General features: G+C 57.0%; 18 protein-coding genes. 17 read left to right on the top strand and 1 reads right to left on the bottom strand.

Annotation, left to right across the window (positions count from 1 at the left end; genetic code table 11):
- Positions 1–205: 205 nt before the first annotated feature.
- The 6 genes from EDD78_RS04490 to tsf all read left to right on the top strand — a co-directional run bounded on the left by EDD78_RS04490 (position 206) and on the right by tsf (position 5,524).
- Positions 206–604: an RNHCP domain-containing protein gene (locus tag EDD78_RS04490; RefSeq protein WP_286170724.1), complete on the top strand. Its 399-nt coding sequence runs from the start codon at positions 206–208 to the stop codon at positions 602–604.
- A gap of 353 nt (positions 605–957) precedes the next feature.
- Positions 958–2,289 carry a magnesium transporter gene (gene mgtE / locus EDD78_RS04485; RefSeq protein ID WP_132084104.1) on the top strand — a complete coding sequence of 444 codons (1,332 nt, stop codon included), beginning with the start codon at positions 958–960 and terminating at the stop codon, positions 2,287–2,289.
- A 30-nt stretch (positions 2,290–2,319) separates the two neighbouring features.
- On the top strand, positions 2,320–2,988 hold the full coding sequence (gene ung / locus EDD78_RS04480) for a uracil-DNA glycosylase (RefSeq protein WP_079699189.1): 669 nt from the start codon (positions 2,320–2,322) through the stop codon (positions 2,986–2,988).
- Between the two features lie 12 nt (positions 2,989–3,000).
- Entirely contained in the window at positions 3,001–3,663 is a 663-nt protein-coding gene (locus EDD78_RS04475; protein WP_200806042.1) for a trimeric intracellular cation channel family protein, read from the top strand.
- A 161-nt stretch (positions 3,664–3,824) separates the two neighbouring features.
- A complete protein-coding gene (gene rpsB / locus EDD78_RS04470; RefSeq protein ID WP_079699190.1) occupies positions 3,825–4,577 on the top strand; it encodes a 30S ribosomal protein S2 in 753 nt (250 codons plus the stop codon).
- 38 nt (positions 4,578–4,615) lie between these two features.
- Positions 4,616–5,524, top strand: a complete 909-nt coding sequence (gene tsf, locus EDD78_RS04465; protein WP_079699191.1) for a translation elongation factor Ts — start codon at positions 4,616–4,618, stop codon at positions 5,522–5,524.
- A gap of 82 nt (positions 5,525–5,606) precedes the next feature.
- Here the strand turns inward: tsf and EDD78_RS04460 are convergent, their stop codons facing one another.
- Positions 5,607–5,951, bottom strand: coding sequence for a helix-turn-helix domain-containing protein (locus EDD78_RS04460; protein WP_165873109.1), 345 nt, complete (start codon positions 5,949–5,951; stop codon positions 5,607–5,609).
- A 719-nt stretch (positions 5,952–6,670) separates the two neighbouring features.
- Between EDD78_RS04460 and EDD78_RS04455 the strand changes: the two genes are divergently transcribed.
- The 11 genes from EDD78_RS04455 to EDD78_RS04405 all read left to right on the top strand — a co-directional run bounded on the left by EDD78_RS04455 (position 6,671) and on the right by EDD78_RS04405 (position 16,294).
- Positions 6,671–7,987: an extracellular solute-binding protein gene (locus EDD78_RS04455; RefSeq protein WP_132084102.1), complete on the top strand. Its 1,317-nt coding sequence runs from the start codon at positions 6,671–6,673 to the stop codon at positions 7,985–7,987.
- A 268-nt stretch (positions 7,988–8,255) separates the two neighbouring features.
- Positions 8,256–9,155 carry a carbohydrate ABC transporter permease gene (locus EDD78_RS04450; protein ID WP_341455989.1) on the top strand — a complete coding sequence of 300 codons (900 nt, stop codon included), beginning with the start codon at positions 8,256–8,258 and terminating at the stop codon, positions 9,153–9,155.
- On the top strand, positions 9,155–10,006 hold the full coding sequence (locus EDD78_RS04445) for a carbohydrate ABC transporter permease (RefSeq protein ID WP_079699194.1): 852 nt from the start codon (positions 9,155–9,157) through the stop codon (positions 10,004–10,006). The genes EDD78_RS04450 and EDD78_RS04445 overlap by 1 nt, the downstream gene beginning before the upstream one ends.
- A gap of 153 nt (positions 10,007–10,159) precedes the next feature.
- Entirely contained in the window at positions 10,160–11,011 is an 852-nt protein-coding gene (locus tag EDD78_RS04440) for an amidohydrolase family protein (protein WP_132084101.1), read from the top strand.
- A gap of 5 nt (positions 11,012–11,016) precedes the next feature.
- Positions 11,017–11,448: a secondary thiamine-phosphate synthase enzyme YjbQ gene (locus tag EDD78_RS04435; protein ID WP_132084100.1), complete on the top strand. Its 432-nt coding sequence runs from the start codon at positions 11,017–11,019 to the stop codon at positions 11,446–11,448.
- 79 nt (positions 11,449–11,527) lie between these two features.
- The gene (gene frlD, locus EDD78_RS04430; protein WP_079699197.1) at positions 11,528–12,310 is read left to right on the top strand and encodes a fructoselysine 6-kinase; all 783 of its coding nucleotides are present in this window, start codon (positions 11,528–11,530) and stop codon (positions 12,308–12,310) included.
- Positions 12,311–12,332: 22 nt separating this feature from the next.
- Entirely contained in the window at positions 12,333–13,166 is an 834-nt protein-coding gene (locus tag EDD78_RS04425) for a sugar phosphate isomerase/epimerase family protein (protein WP_132084098.1), read from the top strand.
- Between the two features lie 72 nt (positions 13,167–13,238).
- The gene (gene frlD, locus EDD78_RS04420; RefSeq protein ID WP_132084097.1) at positions 13,239–14,024 is read left to right on the top strand and encodes a fructoselysine 6-kinase; all 786 of its coding nucleotides are present in this window, start codon (positions 13,239–13,241) and stop codon (positions 14,022–14,024) included.
- Between the two features lie 21 nt (positions 14,025–14,045).
- The gene (locus EDD78_RS04415) at positions 14,046–14,885 is read left to right on the top strand and encodes a sugar phosphate isomerase/epimerase family protein (protein ID WP_132084096.1); all 840 of its coding nucleotides are present in this window, start codon (positions 14,046–14,048) and stop codon (positions 14,883–14,885) included.
- Between the two features lie 82 nt (positions 14,886–14,967).
- Positions 14,968–15,819 (top strand): amidohydrolase family protein, encoded by an 852-nt coding sequence (locus EDD78_RS04410; protein ID WP_079699201.1) that lies wholly within the window; start codon positions 14,968–14,970, stop codon positions 15,817–15,819.
- A 46-nt stretch (positions 15,820–15,865) separates the two neighbouring features.
- A complete protein-coding gene (locus EDD78_RS04405; RefSeq protein ID WP_079699202.1) occupies positions 15,866–16,294 on the top strand; it encodes a secondary thiamine-phosphate synthase enzyme YjbQ in 429 nt (142 codons plus the stop codon).
- Positions 16,295–16,306: the final 12 nt, after the last annotated feature.

Below are 16,306 nucleotides of genomic sequence, written 5' to 3'. Positions count from 1 at the left end.
TTCTCAACGCCGCCGCATCTTGTAAGATAGCGCCGGATGTGTTAAAATAAAGCACGGCAAATTCTTATTATACTTTAAGGAGAAATGATTTTTGTTTAGATTTGGTACTCCGGAGATTGTCACGAACCGGGAGGTTTGTGTGGACTGATCTCCGCAAAGCCTCCCAAAGTTATGAACTATACGGATAACTTCAGGAGGATTTAAATTGAATAGATTAAAAAAAGCCGATGCTTGCTTCGTCTGTAAGGTTTGCGGCAGTACGGTCGCTTTGGAGGGCGCCGGCACCCGGCATCGCAACCATTGTCCGAATTGCCTTTCCAGCGTCCATCTCGACGAGGAGCCGGGGGACCGGAAATCCATCTGCCAGGGGGTTATGGACCCGGTCGGGGTCTGGGTGCGCGCCGATGGGGAGTGGGCCATTCTGCACCGCTGCCGAAGCTGCGGCGTGTTCCACTCCAACCGGATCGCGGCGGACGACAACCCTGTGAAGCTGATGTCGCTGGCGGTGAAGCCTTTGGCGTCCCCGCCTTTTCCGCTGGAGTTTTTGGAAAAGATGATTGCGCTGATGGGACAGGGCGGCACTGCAGGGAAGGGTATGGAATAGAAATTGGGCGGCCTGCCGGGATGACCGGCAGGCCGCTTCCTTGTACGCGGCAGACGGACAAGGAGATTGAAATTTCTGATGGAAAAGATCATAATGGCAGAAAAGTCTGGTTTACAGCGCGGGGCGCAGGTAGTATAATAAAAGATAGCTCTTTGAGCTGTATTTCAAGACCCCTATGGCCGCTATGCCAAAAAAGCGAGAAAGCGCCAACGGGGCAATTTAATCATTAAAGGGGTGAACACGGTGGACGCAGGTCCGAGTCGACAAAGTCGGAAACAAACAGAGAAACAGCGGGCGGCGTTCAAGCCGGGGCCCTAGCCTTTTGCCGCCCGCAAAGAGGGAGGCAGAATAGGATGAATGAAACGATTCGCGAGCTGCTCGCACAGCGCCATTACGGCCGGCTGCGCGCATATCTGAGTGAGCTCAACGTGGTGGACATCGCGGCGCTCTTTTTGGGCCTTTCCCAGGAGGACATGGTGCTGCTGTTTCGGCTCCTGCCCAAGGAGACGGCGGCGGACACCTTCTCCTACATGGAGAGCGAGGCCCAGCAGAGCCTTTGTGAGGCGATGAACGACGTCGAGCTGCGCGCCGTGCTCGACGAACTGGCGATGGACGACACCGTGGACATGCTCGAGGAAATGCCCGCAAACGTCGTCAAGAAGGTGCTGCAAAGCTGCGACATGCAGTACCGCAAATCCATCAACCAATTTTTGAGCTACCCCGAGGACAGTGCGGGCAGCCTGATGACCATCGAGCTGGTGGACCTTAAAAGCTCGATGACGGTGGGACAGGCGTTCGACCACATCCGGCGCACCGGGGTAAACAAGGAGACCATCTATACCTGCTATGTCATCGGCGACAACCGGGTGCTCGAGGGGGTGGTCACCGTCAAGACCCTGCTGCTGGCCGACAAGGAAACCCTCATCGGGGAGATCATGGAGACCAACATCATCTATGTCCACACCCTGGACGATCAGGAGCAGATCGCCTATCTGTTCGGTAAATATGACTTCCTGGCGCTGCCGGTGGTGGATACGGAGAACCGTTTGGTCGGGATCATCACCATCGACGACGCGCTGGACGTCATCCAGGAGGAGAACACCGAGGACTTTGAGAAGATGGCGGCCATCAGCCCGTCGGACGACAGCTACCTGCGCACCTCGGTTTTTACCCACGCCAAGAAGCGGATCGTCTGGCTCTTGATCCTCATGCTCTCGGCCACGGTGACCGGGACGATCATCACCAAATATGAGGACGCCTTCGCGGCCATCCCGCTGCTGGTGGCCTTTATCCCGATGATCATGGACACCGGCGGGAACTGCGGCTCGCAGAGCTCGACGCTGGTCATCCGCGGCATGGCCTTAAACGAGATCGCGCCGCGGGATGCGCTGCGCGTCTGGTTTAAGGAAATCCGGGTGGCGCTCTTGGTGGGCGTGGCGCTGGCCCTGGTCAACGGGCTGCGCATCTTCTTTCAATACGGATCTTTTTTGATGGCGGCCACCGTCGGGTTCACGCTGATCCTGACCGTCTGCCTGTCAAAGTCGCTGGGGTGCATCCTGCCCATCGTGGCCAAGCGCCTCAAGGTAGACCCGGCGATCATGGCGGCGCCCATCATCACCACGGTGGTGGACGCCTGTTCGATTTTTATCTATTTCAATGTGGCCCTGCTTGTCCTGCATGTCTGAGGCGGCGGGCATACGACTTCGAGGTGACCTATGGTACAGATTGGCAACGACTGGGACGAGCTGCTCGCCGGCGAGTTCCAGAAGGATTATTACCGGCGGCTGCGGGAAACATTAAAGGAGGAGTACCGCCGCTACACCGTCTACCCGCCGATGGAGGACATCTTTAACGCCCTGCGCTTTACCCCGTACCGCAGCGTCAAGGCGGTGATCCTCGGCCAGGACCCCTACCACGGACGGGGGCAGGCGCAGGGACTCTCCTTCTCGGTGCGGCGCGGGGTGCCGGTTCCTCCCAGCCTGCAGAATATTTACCAGGAGCTGCACGACGACGTCGGCTTCATCCCGCCGGGGCACGGCTGTCTCGAGGCGTGGGCCGAGGACGGGGTGCTGCTGCTCAACGCCACTTTGACGGTGCGCGCCGGGCAGGCGAACTCCCATAGGGATATCGGCTGGGGGATTTTCACCGACCGGATCATCGAGCTGCTGAACGCGCGCGAGGAGCCGATCGTCTTCCTGCTCTGGGGCTCGTTTGCTAAGGCCAAGGCGCAGTATATCACGAACCTCAACCACCTGGTGCTCAGCGCCGCCCACCCCAGCCCCTTTTCGGCGCAAAGCGGCTTCTTCGGCTGCCGCCACTTTTCCAAGACCAATGCGTTTTTGAGCCAGTTCGGCCGTTCGGTCGACTGGCAGCTGCCGCAGTGAGGGGATAGGGAAGTGGAAATTCAGTTCGGGCTGCTTAACATCTTTGAATACATCGGGGTGGTCAGCTTCGCGATCCTGGGGGCCTATGTCGCCATGCAAAAGCGCATGGATATCCTCGGGATCTGCGTGCTGGCCTTCGTCACGGCCTGCGGGGGCGGGATCCTGCGTGATATGGTGATGAACACCGGCGTGCCGGTCCATCTGCCCGAGCAGGGGATGACCGTGCTGGTGCCCGTGTTCTTTTCCAGCTATCTGACCATCCTGCTGGTGCTGCTCTCGGTGGCCTTCGTCATTGCGATCCGCAACCTGTTTAAGATCCACTTCATCATCGTGATCTTTGATGCGGTGGGACTGAGCATCTTCGCCATCGACACCGGGCTCAAGGCCATCCACATGCACTATAACTTCGTGCAGTTCCTCTTCGTGTCGGTCATCACGGCGGTCGGGGGAGGGGTGATCCGGGACGTGCTCGCGCAGCGGGTCCCCGCCATCTTCCGCAGCGACATCTATGCGCTGGCAGCCGCGCTGGGCGCCGTCTATCTCTGGTTTGCCTACCCCCATTTGGGGGAACAGGCCAGCCTCTATTCGGCGCTCGCGGTGGTCTTTTTCACCCGTATGCTCTGTGTGTATTTTCATGTCAACCTGCCGGTGCCGAGGCTGCGCGCCCACGCCTGAGGAAAATGGAAAAACATGCTTGCATTATTAAACCGCGTATGATATAATATTGCGGAAAACGCACGTCCTGTTATTGTGTGGTCCAGGTGTCCGTGCGAGCGGATCGGCCGCACGAAATTTTTAAGGCAGGACGGAGGTTTAACCTGAAGGAGGATTTTACCATGGGCGTAGTATCAATGAAGCAACTTCTCGAAGCGGGTGTTCACTTCGGTCACCAGACCAGGAGATGGAACCCCAAGATGGCGCGTTACATCTTTACCGAGCGTAACGGCATCTACATCATCGACCTGCAGAAGACCGTCAAAAAGCTGGACGAGGCGTACATGTTCGTGCGCGATCTGTCCATGAACGGCGGCGAGGTCCTGTTCGTCGGCACCAAGAAGCAGGCCGGCGAGTCGATCCGCGAGGAGGCAACCCGCGCCGGCGCGCACTTTGTCAACGCCAGATGGCTGGGCGGCATGCTGACCAACTTTAAGACCATCCGCCGCAGAATCGACCGTCTCGCGCAGCTGCGCAAGATGGAGGAGGACGGCACCTTCGAGCGCCTGCCCAAGAAGGAAGTCATCAAGCTGCGTCTCGAGATCGAGAAGCTTGAGAAATTCATGGGCGGTATCAAGAACATGAAGAAGCTCCCGGCGGCCCTCTTTATCGTCGACCCGAGAAAAGAGCGGATCGCCGTCTCCGAGGCGAAGAACCTCGGCATTCCGATCGTCGCGATTGTCGATACCAACTGCGACCCGGACGAGATCGATTACGTTATCCCCGGCAACGACGACGCCATCCGTGCCGTCAAGCTGATCTCCGCGACCATGGCCGATGCGATCCTCGAGGGCAAGCAGGGCCAGCAGGGCGCCGCCGCCGAAGAGGCCGAGGCGAAGGAGAACGAGGCCGACGAGCCTGTCAAAGCGAAATAATTCTGAATTATTGATAAAGAATCAGGGAGGAAATACCAATGGCATTTACTGCTAAGGACGTTGCCGCTCTGCGTGAGAGAACCGGCTGCGGCATGATGGACTGCAAAAAAGCGCTGACCGAAGCGAATGGCGATATGGACAAGGCGATCGAATTCCTCAGAGAGAAGGGCCTTGCCGCCGCCGCCAAGAAGGCCGGCCGTATCGCGGCCGAGGGCCTGGTATACGCCTATGAGAACGGGAACGTCGGCGTGGTGATCGAGGTCAACGCCGAGACCGACTTCGTGGCGAAGAACGATTCCTTCGTCGCCTTTGTCGAGACCTGCGCCAAGACGGTGGCCGAGCAGAAGCCGGCCGACGTCGCCGCGCTGCTCGAGTGCAAGGCTTCGGGCGCGGATGAGACGGTGGCCGATCTGCTCAGAGAGAAGATCCTGACCATCGGTGAGAACATGAACATTCGCCGCTTCGCCCGCTACGAGGGCCACCTCGTGACCTATATCCACGGCGGCGGGAGAATCGGCGTCATGGTCAACTTCGACACCGACGATGCGACCGCTTCCAAGGACGGCTTCAAGGCCTATGCCAAGGACATTGCCATGCAGATCGCGGCGGCCACCCCGACCTATGTGCGCAAGGAAGAGGTTCCGTCTGAGATCATCGACAAGGAGAAGGAAATCCTCACCGCTCAGGCGATCAACGAGGGCAAGCCCGCCAACATCGCCGAGAAGATGGTCAACGGCAGAATCCAGAAGTACTACAAGGAAGTCTGCCTTGTCGACCAGGCTTTCATCAAGGACGGCGATCTGTCTGTTGCACAGTACACCGACAAGATTGGCGAGGAGCTGGGCGGCAAGATCGCGATCGTCAGCTTTGTGCGCTTCGAGAAGGGCGAGGGCCTCGAGAAGAGAGAGGACAACTTTGCCGACGAAGTCGCTTCGATGATGAAATAAGGAACAATCGCTGAAAAAGGCTGGAACCAATCGGTTCCAGCCTTTTTTTGTCGTTTGGAAGGGGTTTCCCGCCGAAGGGAGCTCAGTCTTGCCGCTCCTGGCGCTTTTGGTAGAGAAGCTGTGCCGCCCGCCCGAGGATCAGGCCCTGTTCCACCGCGTCGAGCTGCCGGAACAGGTCGAGCAGCTGTTCTTCATTCTTTTCCCGGGCAATCGGGGCGGGGACAGCTTCCTGCTCACCCGTCAGCAGAAAATGTTCGGAGCAGGAAAGAAAATCTGCAATTGCAGATATATACCGGGCCGGCGGATCGGTCCCGCGCCGCTTCCAGGCGCTGAGCGTCTTTTCTGATATTTTGGTATGCTGAGAGAGTTCTTTCTGGGTATATTGGGACTCCTCCAGCAGATGAAAAAAGCGTTCGTTGATGGTCAATTCGTTCACCTCATATAAAAGAACCCACCGGTTCTCTCTTCCTTATTCTTTGCAGAAAAGATCATTACAGTAAAAAATGTCGAAAATAACTACAAATGCAGTTAACAATTCGACAAATGAAGATTATAATAAAAATGCACGAAAATCCAGGATGATAAAGGGGAAAAGGGGATAGATTGACCTTTCCGCATTCTCCTGTGATTCCGGGAAAAAGCAGAAATAAAAATAAACCTCGGTTCTGATCCAAGATACCATCCCAAAGGGGGAACCGCGGCCGGGAATATGTTGTATGAAACCTCCCTCCGGATAGGGGGAGATAAAAACGGAATAAACGCCGGGACCGGAGGAGGCGCCTTCGTGTCCTCTGGTTTGTTATACCATTCTTTTTCCACCGAAAAGGTTATGCGCGGCCGTACGCGGCGCATCCCCCTGCCGGCGGAGGATGTTATTTTTTTACCCAAAATGCGTTTAACCCCGGCGAAGGGACCGGCTTTCAGGATTTTTCCAGCCGCCCAGATACGCCGGGTTGGCGATAAGGAACAAAAAAGATATTGAATAAACGGGATTTTATTCCAATATATATATTCTAGCATCAACTGGTGTATTGCGCAAGGATTGTGTACAAACATTCTTTCGACATGGGTTCCTGCTTGTCACCTTATCTGGGTGTTAACGTCCGTTAACATATATTTCAGTAAAGACATGAGGAGGTTTACTACATGAAGAAGACCCTATCACTCTTGCTGGCTGCGTCCATGCTCGCTTCGATGGTGGCTGGCTGCGGCGGCTCTCCCGCGGCTTCGTCTTCCGAGGCTCCCGCGAGCAGCGCGGCCCCGGCTGCGTCCGAGGCTTCCAGCGAAGCGCCCGAGAGCCAGGCGGCTCCGACGGGCGAGAAGAAGGAGCTCACCCTCTGGCACTACCATGACGGCGACCTGAGCACCCTGGCCAAGGAGTACTGCGACGAGTACTCGGCGCAAAGTGATGTGGCAAACGTCACCTCGGTGCAGCTGCCCTTCGGCGATTTCAAGAAGCAGCTTTCGGTCGGCTCGGCTGCCGGCAGCCTGCCCAACATGGTGTTTATCGACAACTGCGACTGTGTTGCCTACTCCGCGATGGGGATGTTCAAGGACATCACCGAGCAGATGAAGGACAACGAGGACATCCACGACTATTATGAGCAGATCCTCAATACCTGCTACTACGAGGGCAAGATGTACGCGGTCCCGGCGAACTCGAACAACATGCAGATTTACTACAACAAGGATATGTTCGACGCGGCCGGCATCACCAAAATCCCCGAGACCTGGGATGAGCTCAAGGCGGACGCCAAAACCCTGACCAAGGACGGCGTCTACGGCTTCGGTATGTGCGCGGTGGGCAATGAGGAAGGCACCTTCCAGTACCTGCCCTTCCAGTACACCGCCGGCGGCGACAGCTACCAGCTCGACAGCGAATCCGGCATCAAGGCCATGACCCTGCTCGCCGACATGGTGCAGGACGGCTCGATGCCCAAGGACGTTGTCATGTGGTCCCAGTCCGATGTGCAGACCCAGTTCAAGGCCGGCCGCCTCGCCATGATGTTCATGGGCTGCTGGGCGATCGGCGGGCTCGAGAAGGGCCAGGAGGACGGCTCGGTCGCCTTCGAGTGGGATAACTTTGCCATTCCGAAGGACGCCACCTACGGCTCGGTCTACGGCGGCGAGAACCTTGCGATCGTCAAGGGCGACGGCGAGGAAGAGTCGGTCGATTTCCTCAAATGGTTCATGGAGTACGACCGCAACAAGAAGTGGAACATCGATTCCGGCCACTTCATCCCGCGCGAGAAGACCCTGAGCGATCCCGACTTCACCGACCGTCCGCACTGGAAGGTCGTCATCGACCTGATCCCGTATACCAACGCCCGTCCGGCGGATCCGAAGTGGCCTGAAATTTCGCTGGGCTACCAGCAGGCCCTCCAGGAGGCCCTGACCCTGCAAAGCACTCCCGACCAGGCGTGCAAGAACGGCCAGGCGGTCATCGACGCGGCCAGAGCATAAACTGAAAATCTCATAGGGGTGCGGGGGATAGATCGGCCCGTTTGCGAGGCGCGCCCCATTTCCAATTGAGGTAGGAGGTAGAGGGTACATTTTATACCGTTTTCATTTTGTCCCCGGTATGATCTGTACCCTCTGCTTTATTTTTGCCAAAATTCGGCCAAGCATGCGAAAAACCGCCCCGCCGGGGCGCTTCATGGCGGATCATTACGGGAAGGGAGCGCATGTGCTTTTGACGGATGAAAGATTTTAGGAAATTGAGGTGATAACCGTGAGAAAGAAAAAACATTACCTGAATACCGACCGGGTGGGCTATGGCTTTGTGTTACCCGCGCTGCTGTTCATGGGGGTATTCATCGTCTTCCCAATCGTCTACAACTTTATCCTTTCCTTCCAGCAGGTCGACGTGATGACCCTGATGTCCCCCCACAAGGAGTGGATCGGGTTTCAAAACTATAAGAATGTGATCGGGAGCCAGTATCTGCTCAAGTCCTTAAAGAACACCCTGATTTTCACGGTGGGGTGTATCTTCTTCCAGTTTACCATCGGCTTTGCGCTGGCCATCCTCTTTAACGGCCCGGCCAAATGCCTCAAGCCGATCAGCGGGCTGACTATGATCAGCTACATCATGCCCGCGACGGTCACCGCGATTCTTTTTAAATTCATGTTCGCCACCAGCGGCGGCATCTTCAACGAGCTGGGTCTCAGCCTCGGGCTGATCCAGGAGCCGATCGAGTGGCTCCTCAAACCGGATACCGCCATGTGGTCGGTCATCATTACCAACACCTGGTCGGGCATCCCCTTCAACATGATTTTGCTGCTTTCAGGTCTGACCACCATCCCGACCGAGATTTACGAAAGCGCGGTCATCGACGGAGCCAACAGCATCCAGAAGTTCTTCAAGATCACCCTGCCGATGATGAAATCCTCCATCGAGGCGGTGCTGGTGCTCGGCTTCGTCTACACCTTTAAATGCTTCGAGCTGATCTACGTCATGACCACCGGCGGCCCGGTCTATTCCACCGAGCTGATGAGCATCTACTCCTACCGGCGGTCCTTCATGGAGTTTAATTTCAGCGAGGGCGGTGCGATCGCCAACATCCTGTTTTTGATCCTCTTCGTCATCGGCCTGTTCTATACCAAGACCATTGGAAAGGAGGAGCTGATGTAATGTTCAGTTACCGTTTTAAAAGAAGAGCGGGCAGGGTGATCCCCATCATTATCGCGGTGATCCTTTTCATCATCATGCTCTTCCCGCTGTATTGGATGTTTACCTGTTCGCTCAAGACCGAGACTGAGATTTTTGCGCGGCCGCCCTACATGCTGCCGCCGCATCCGACGCTGAACGCCTATATCTCTCAGCTGACCATGGTGGAGAGCTTCCCGATCATCCCGTCGTTTAAGAACAGCATGGTGATCTCCCTGGCGACCATGGCCATCTCGGTGGTGCTCTCCACCCTGGCATCCTATGGGCTTGCGCGGTATGACATCAAATTTAAAAAATCGATTATTTTCCTGTTCCTGGTTTCCCAGATGCTGCCGCAGGTCTTCACCCTGGTGCCCAACTTTATCATTTTCAAGCACATCGGGATTTACAACACCTACTGGGCGCCCATCTTCGCCAATTGCACCACCGCCATTCCGTTTTCCATTTTGATGCTGCGCACCTACTTCCTCAACATCCCCAAGGAGGTGGACGACGCGGCCCTGATCGACGGGTGCAACCCGCTGACCTCCTTTTTCAGGGTCATGCTGCCCATCGCCTCGACCGGCGTGGTGGTGTCCTTCGTGTTCTCGTTCCTGTTCGGTTACGCGGACATGATGTACAGCCTGACCTTCGTCAACGACGCTTCCAAGTGGCCGGTGACCACCGGTATTTATAACGTGGTGGGCCGCTACGGGATCGAATGGAGCCGGGCGATGGCCTTCGGGTGCCTTGCCGTGGCCCCGGTTGTCATCATCTTTTTGCTGATGCAGCGCTACATTGTCGAGGGTCTGGCCTCGGGCGCCGTCAAGGGCTAAAAAACGTCTGGAAAATTTCTTCAAAATATTCTTCAAAATTACCGAATAAAGTACAATCCTGAATCGCCGGTTTTTCCTATTCTTTTTATAAGGAGAGATTCGGACAAATCTGAGTTACAAAGAACCCAAACAACAGGAGAGGAGCAAGAATAAATGGTAATCGACGTACATACGCATGCGGAATTCATGGAGCCAATGTACAAGGGGGACGAGGTGACCCGGCAGCGCAAGGAGATCATGGGGCGGGAGTTCCTGGGATACAGCGACATCTCGATGGCGCTGTTCCAGATGGACCACGCGGGGATCGACAAGCGGGTGCTGCTGCCGCTGGATCTGACCACGCAGTACGGCTGCACCATCGTCTCGAATGACGAGATGAAGAAACTCGTCGGGGAGGCGCCGGAGCGCTTCATCGGCTTTGCCAGCGTGGACCCCTACCGGGAGGACGCCATAAAGGAGCTGGACCACGCCTTCGGGGAGCTGGGGCTCTCGGGGCTCAAGCTCAACCCCTCGAAGCAGAAGTTCTATCCCACCGATTCGATCATGAAGCCGGTCTACGAGAAATGCATCGAATACGGCAAGCCCATCCTGTTCCATTGCGGGACCTCCTGGGAGCCGAACACCCCGGCGAAGTACTCGAAGCCCCTGTGCTTCGAGGAGGTGGCCATCGAGTATCCGGAACTCCGGATCGGCCTGGCGCACTTCGGCTGGCCCTGGGTGCAGGACACCGCGATGATGCTGCTCAAGTACCCGAACGTCTACGCCGACACCTCCATGCTCTATTGCGACCGGGCGAAGGACTTCTTCCACCAGATCTTCAAGGTGGACCTCAGCCCGCTGTGGATTGAAAACATGTTCTCGGATAAGGTGATGTTCGGCTCGAACTCGCCGCGCTTCGGGGAAGAGGACATGAAGTACGGGCTCGAGAAGCTGGGGCTGCGTGAAAGAACGCTTGCGAAGGTCCTGGGCGGCAACGCGATGAAATTCTTAGGGATGGAGGACTAAAGGCCATGAAAATGAAACTGGACTCGTTTGAGCTGCGCACCAAGAACGAATTCGATATGATCAACATCACCGAGCGGGTACATAAGTTTGTGGAGGAGAGCGGGGTCAATGAGGGGATGGTCTATGTGATGACCGCCCACACGACGACGAGTATCATCGTCAACGAGAGCCTGCCCTGCCTCGAGACGGACATCGAGGAGAAGCTCGAGGAGATGGTACCGAAGGACGCGCAGTATGCGCACAACCACTTCCTACCGAGCTACGGTGCGACGGGCGGGAACTGCCCGGGACATCTGAAGAGCATGCTCTGTAACTACTTCGCGTACTTCCCGGTCAAGGACGGGAAGGTGGTGCGCGGCCGGGCGCAGGAGATCTACTTCGCCGAGTTCGATGGAATCCAGGACCGCACGGTCTATATGCAGGTTGTGGGGGAATAACCCCTTCACCATTAGACGGCGTCCGGCTCCAAAGGAGCCGGACACTGCCGGACAACTGCCTAGAAAGGGAGGATTCACGATGAGAGTAGCCGCAGTAGGCGACAACTGCATCGATATTTACAAGGAACAAAACCGATATTACCCGACGGGGAACTGTGTGGATTTCGCGGTGAATATCCGTAAGCTCGGCGTGGAGGTCACAGTCGTCAGCCTGACGGGCACCGACCACTATGGCGACGAATTGATTGAAATGCTCAAAAAGTACGACGTGGATGTCAGCCACCTGCACCGCAAGGAGGGGAAGACGGGCACGGTGCTCATGCAGCTGGTGGGAAACGACCGGCTGCATACCATCAGCGACCCGGGGGTCTTCGCGGACTTCGACCTGACAAAAGAGGACCTCGAGTTCATCAAGGGGTATGACGTGATCCACAGCGTGATCTGGGGGAACGTCAACCAGTATATGAAGACCTTCAAGGAGTGGGGGAAGACGATCGTCTACGACTTCGCCACCGACCTTGACGATCCCGAGATCCAGAAGCTGCTGCCCTATGTGGACTACGGCTTCTTCTCCTACAAGCAGGATGATGATTTCATCCGGGAGTATCTGAAGGACTGCTGCGAAAAGGGCTTAAAAGTCGCGATCGCGACCTTAGGCGAGCACGGGAGCATAGCCTATGACGGGAAGAAGTACTACCTGCAGGAGGCGCTGCCGGTGACGGTGGTGAACACCGTGGGGGCCGGGGACAGCTTCATTTCGGGCTACACCTACGGGGTGATTGGGGGACAGGACGTGCCCGGCTGCCTGCGCAGCGGAGCCGAGATGTCCGCCAAAATCATCCAGCTCTTCGATCCCTATTGATTGAACGGAAAGGGGCAAAAACTTGAACAAGCTTAAAAAGAACAAGATCGCCGGCATGAATATCTGCTATAAATTCTTCTCCCTGAAGTATTTCCTGGACTCGATGGTCCGGGTCGGGACCGAGAGCATAGAGTTTTGGGGCGGCTTCCCGCACCAGTATATCGACGACATCTCCCACCCGCCCGTCGGGGAGGTCAAAAAAATGATCGAGGAGCGGGGCCTGCGCCTCAACTGCTACACCCCGGAGCAGCTGCTCTACACCTACAATATCGCATCGCCCGAGAGGGACATCCGGGAGAAGAGCGTCGAGTTTTTCCGCAAGAACATCTACGCCGCCTACAAGCTCGGTACCCGCAAGGTGCTGATGACCAGCGGCTGGGCCTACGAGGACTACGATAAGGAGGAGGCCTGGAAGTACTCAAGGGAATCCCTCTTCGAGCTCGGGGAGTATGCCCAGCATCTGGGGATGACCATCGCGCTGGAGAATTTGCAGCATGTGGAGAGCAACCTGGTCTATTCCCTCCCGGCGCTTAAAAAAATGCTGAGCGAGCTTCGGCACCCGAACATCAAGGCGATGGTGGACACCGTACCCATGCATCTGATGGGGGAGACGATGGCGGACTATCTCGACGCGTTCGGCCAGGACCTGATCCATGTGCACCTGGTGGACGGCGCGCCCACCGGGCATATGGCCTGGGGGGACGGCGAGCTGCCACTGGACGAGGACATGAAGACGCTCTGCGAGCGGGATTACCAGTACACCGTGACCTTCGAGCTGGCCCACGACAGCTACCTCTTCGACCCCGAGCCCGCGATGAAGCGCAGCTTCGAGCGGGTCAAACCCTATATTGAGTAAACGGTTCCGGGAGGGCGGCAATTTCGCGCAGCGATACCGGCACGAAACGTCCAGAAAGGAATGGTCATTCAAATGAAAATTGCAGCCGTCGGATTTTGCTGTATCGACGAGTACAAGGAGCTCGGCCGCCGTTATCCCACCGGCAACGGGGTGGACTGCGTGATCAACCTGGCCAAGAAGGGGATATCCGCTTCGGTGGTCAGCGCGGTGGGGAACGACGAGTACGGCAAGGAGATGTTCGAGGTACTAAAGCATTACGGGATCGACGCCTCCCACCTGCATGTGCGGGAGGGGAAGACCTCGCTGATGGAGATGGGGTTAAACGGGAACGACCGGGTTCATCTGTATAACCACCGCGGCGTGATGGCGGACTTTGCCCTGACGCCGGAAGACGTCGCTTTCATCAAACAGCATGAATACCTGCACACCGACTATGACGGGAGGATCGCTCCCCAGCTCCAGGAATTTCGCAAGGCCGGGGTGAAGGTGATCTTCGACTTCTCGGTGCACTACCAAAAGCGGGAAAACACCGATGCAATTATGAAGGAGACCGATTACGCGTTCCTGTCCTACGAGCGCCGGGACTCCTTCATCGAGGACTACCTGCGCCGCGCCAAGGCTTTGGGCGCGGGGATTGTGACCGCAACCCTGGGGGAAAACGGGAGCCTTTGCTACGACGGGGAACGCTTTTATGAGCAGCCCGCCATCCCGGCCGAGGTGGTCAACACCGTCGGGGCGGGGGACAGCTTTGTGGCCGGCTTCATGTATGGGGTCATGCAGGGCTGGGACATCCCGCGCTGCCTTTACAGCGGCACCGAGACCGCCAACGCGATCGTGCAGAAATTTGAGCCCTATTAATAATCATGGAGGTAGACGACAATGGAGAAACTTGGGAAAAAGCAGCTGAGCGGGATGAATATCCACTATAAGTTTTACACCCTCGAGTATTTCCTCGACTCGATGGTGCGTCTCGGAGTGGAGAGTGTAGAGCTCTGGGGAGCCTATCCCCACCAGCTCAACAAGCTGATCGACGATAAATCCTATCCGCCGGTCAAGGATGTGAAGCGGATGATCGAGGAGCGCGGCCTCAACCTCGTCTGCTACACCCCCGAGCAGGTAATCTATCCGATCAACATCGCGGCCAAGGAATCCTTCATACGCGACTTCAGCATCCGCTACTTTAGGGACTGCCTGGAGACCGCCGCCGAGCTCGGGACCGACCGCATGCTCGTCACCCCGGGCTGGGGCTACTTCAACGAGCCGGTCGAAGAGGCATGGGCGCGCTGCCGGGAATCGCTGCAGATTTTGGGCGAGCACGCAGAGAAATGCGGGATCATGATCGCGCTGGAAAACCTGCGCACCGACGAGAGCAACCTCGTCTATAACCTACCCACCCTGAAACGGATGCTTGAGGAGGTGGGCCACCCCTACGTCAAGGGGATGGTGGACACCATCCCGATGGCGATTAACGGCGAGACTGTGGGGGATTACCTCAAGGGACTGGGTGACGATCTGATCCATATCCACTTCCTGGACGGCGCCCCGCGCGGGCACCTGGCCTGGGGGGATGGAATCCTGCCGCTGGACAAGTACATGAAGGAGATTTTCGAGGCCGGCTATCAGGGCGCGCTTTCACTGGAGATCACCGACAACCGGTACGTCTTCGAGCCCGACGAGGCCGTGCGCAAATGCGCCGAGGCGATCGGGGCTTATATGTAAACCGCTTGGAAATTTTTGATACCACGGCTGTTCATTTTAGTGTCTGCCGGGGGCGATCCCGGCAAGAAATGGAGGGTAACAAATGGTAATCGACGTACACGTACATCCCGGTTTCTACGGCACCATCAGCAAGGATCCCGGGGAGGTCGAGCTGCGCAAGAAGGCGGCCGGATGGGATTTGATGTCCCCCCATCCGGAAAAGGTGACCTTCACCCAGATGGATGCCTTCGGCGTGGATAAGCTGGTGCTTCTGCCGCTGGACCTCACCACCACCATGGGCGGCTGGGTCTGCACCAACGAGGAGATCAAGACGCTCGTGGACCTGGCACCGGAGCGCTTCATCGGCTTTGCCAGCGTGGACCCGCGGCGCAAGGATGCTCCTGAAGTGCTCGAGCATGCCTTTAAAAACCTCGGGCTTTGCGGACTGAAGCTCAATCCTTGCAAGCAGGCCTTTTTCCCGGCCGATCCGATGATGGACCCGATTTATAAGCTGTGTCAAAAATATAACAAGCCCATCATGTTCCATGCGGGCATGTCCTGGGAGCCGAACTGCCTGATGAAATACGGCCATCCCTTAAACTTCGAGGAAGTTGCACAGCGCTACCCCGAGGTGCGCATGTGTATGGCGCACTTCGGCTGGCCCTGGGCGGTGGAGACGGCGGCGCTGATCTTAAAGTACCCCAATCTCTACACCGATACCGCGGCGCTCTATATGGATTCGCCCGAGGCGTTTATGGACCAGATCTTCAACAGGACCTGGGGACCGCTGTGGTTTGAGCACAACTTCGCGGACAAAGTGATGTTCGGCTCGAACAACCCGCGCTTCCGCAGCGCGCGGATCAAGCGGGGGCTGGACAGCATAGAGATGCGCGAAGAGACGCGCGAGAAGCTGCTCGGCGGCAACGCGCTGCGCTTCCTGGGAATGGAGGGCTAAACTTGAAAGATGAATCTTTCAAGATTGGAAAGGAATGGTCATTTCAATGGTAAAGACAACGACAATCGAGCTGCTCAGCAAAAAGGAATTCGAGCTGATCAAGATCACCGGGGATGTGCGCCGCCTGGTGGAGGAGAGCGGGATCCAAAACGGCGTGGTCTATGTCATTACGGCGCACACCACCACCGGTATTATCGTCAACGAGAGCCTCTCCTGTTTGGAAATCGACATCGAGGAGATGCTCGAGCGGATGGTCCCCACCGTCTACCCCTACGCGCACTCCCACTTTCTACCCAGCTACGGGGCGACCGGCGGGAACGCACCCGGCCACCTCAAGAGCCTGCTGGCGGGGAACCATGCGGTCCTGCCCGTGATGGACGGCAAGCTTTACTGCGGGCGGGCACAGGACATTTACTTCGCCGAATTCGACGGCGTGCAAAGCCGTAAGGTGTTCATCACCGTGATGGGCGAATAGTTTTAGATAGCC

The sequence above is a fragment of the Harryflintia acetispora genome (assembly GCA_004340125.1).
Classification (GTDB): domain Bacteria; phylum Bacillota; class Clostridia; order Oscillospirales; family Ruminococcaceae; genus Harryflintia; species Harryflintia acetispora.
Note: the sequence above shows the minus strand (reverse complement) of the source record. Positions and strands in the feature narration are given on the sequence as shown.

What these genes read in the sequence shown, in the direction of transcription:
- frlD (WP_132084097.1), top strand. Translation starts at nt 13,239, where the DNA reads ATGAAAATTGCAGCCGTCGGATTTTGCTGTATCGACGAGTACAAGGAG.
- EDD78_RS04415 (WP_132084096.1), top strand. Translation starts at nt 14,046, where the DNA reads ATGGAGAAACTTGGGAAAAAGCAGCTGAGCGGGATGAATATCCACTAT.
- rpsB (WP_079699190.1), top strand. Translation starts at nt 3,825, where the DNA reads ATGGGCGTAGTATCAATGAAGCAACTTCTCGAAGCGGGTGTTCACTTC.
- EDD78_RS04455 (WP_132084102.1), top strand. Translation starts at nt 6,671, where the DNA reads ATGAAGAAGACCCTATCACTCTTGCTGGCTGCGTCCATGCTCGCTTCG.
- EDD78_RS04410 (WP_079699201.1), top strand. Translation starts at nt 14,968, where the DNA reads ATGGTAATCGACGTACACGTACATCCCGGTTTCTACGGCACCATCAGC.
- EDD78_RS04405 (WP_079699202.1), top strand. Translation starts at nt 15,866, where the DNA reads ATGGTAAAGACAACGACAATCGAGCTGCTCAGCAAAAAGGAATTCGAG.
- tsf (WP_079699191.1), top strand. Translation starts at nt 4,616, where the DNA reads ATGGCATTTACTGCTAAGGACGTTGCCGCTCTGCGTGAGAGAACCGGC.
- mgtE (WP_132084104.1), top strand. Translation starts at nt 958, where the DNA reads ATGAATGAAACGATTCGCGAGCTGCTCGCACAGCGCCATTACGGCCGG.
- ung (WP_079699189.1), top strand. Translation starts at nt 2,320, where the DNA reads ATGGTACAGATTGGCAACGACTGGGACGAGCTGCTCGCCGGCGAGTTC.
- EDD78_RS04445 (WP_079699194.1), top strand. Translation starts at nt 9,155, where the DNA reads ATGTTCAGTTACCGTTTTAAAAGAAGAGCGGGCAGGGTGATCCCCATC.
- frlD (WP_079699197.1), top strand. Translation starts at nt 11,528, where the DNA reads ATGAGAGTAGCCGCAGTAGGCGACAACTGCATCGATATTTACAAGGAA.
- EDD78_RS04435 (WP_132084100.1), top strand. Translation starts at nt 11,017, where the DNA reads ATGAAAATGAAACTGGACTCGTTTGAGCTGCGCACCAAGAACGAATTC.
- EDD78_RS04440 (WP_132084101.1), top strand. Translation starts at nt 10,160, where the DNA reads ATGGTAATCGACGTACATACGCATGCGGAATTCATGGAGCCAATGTAC.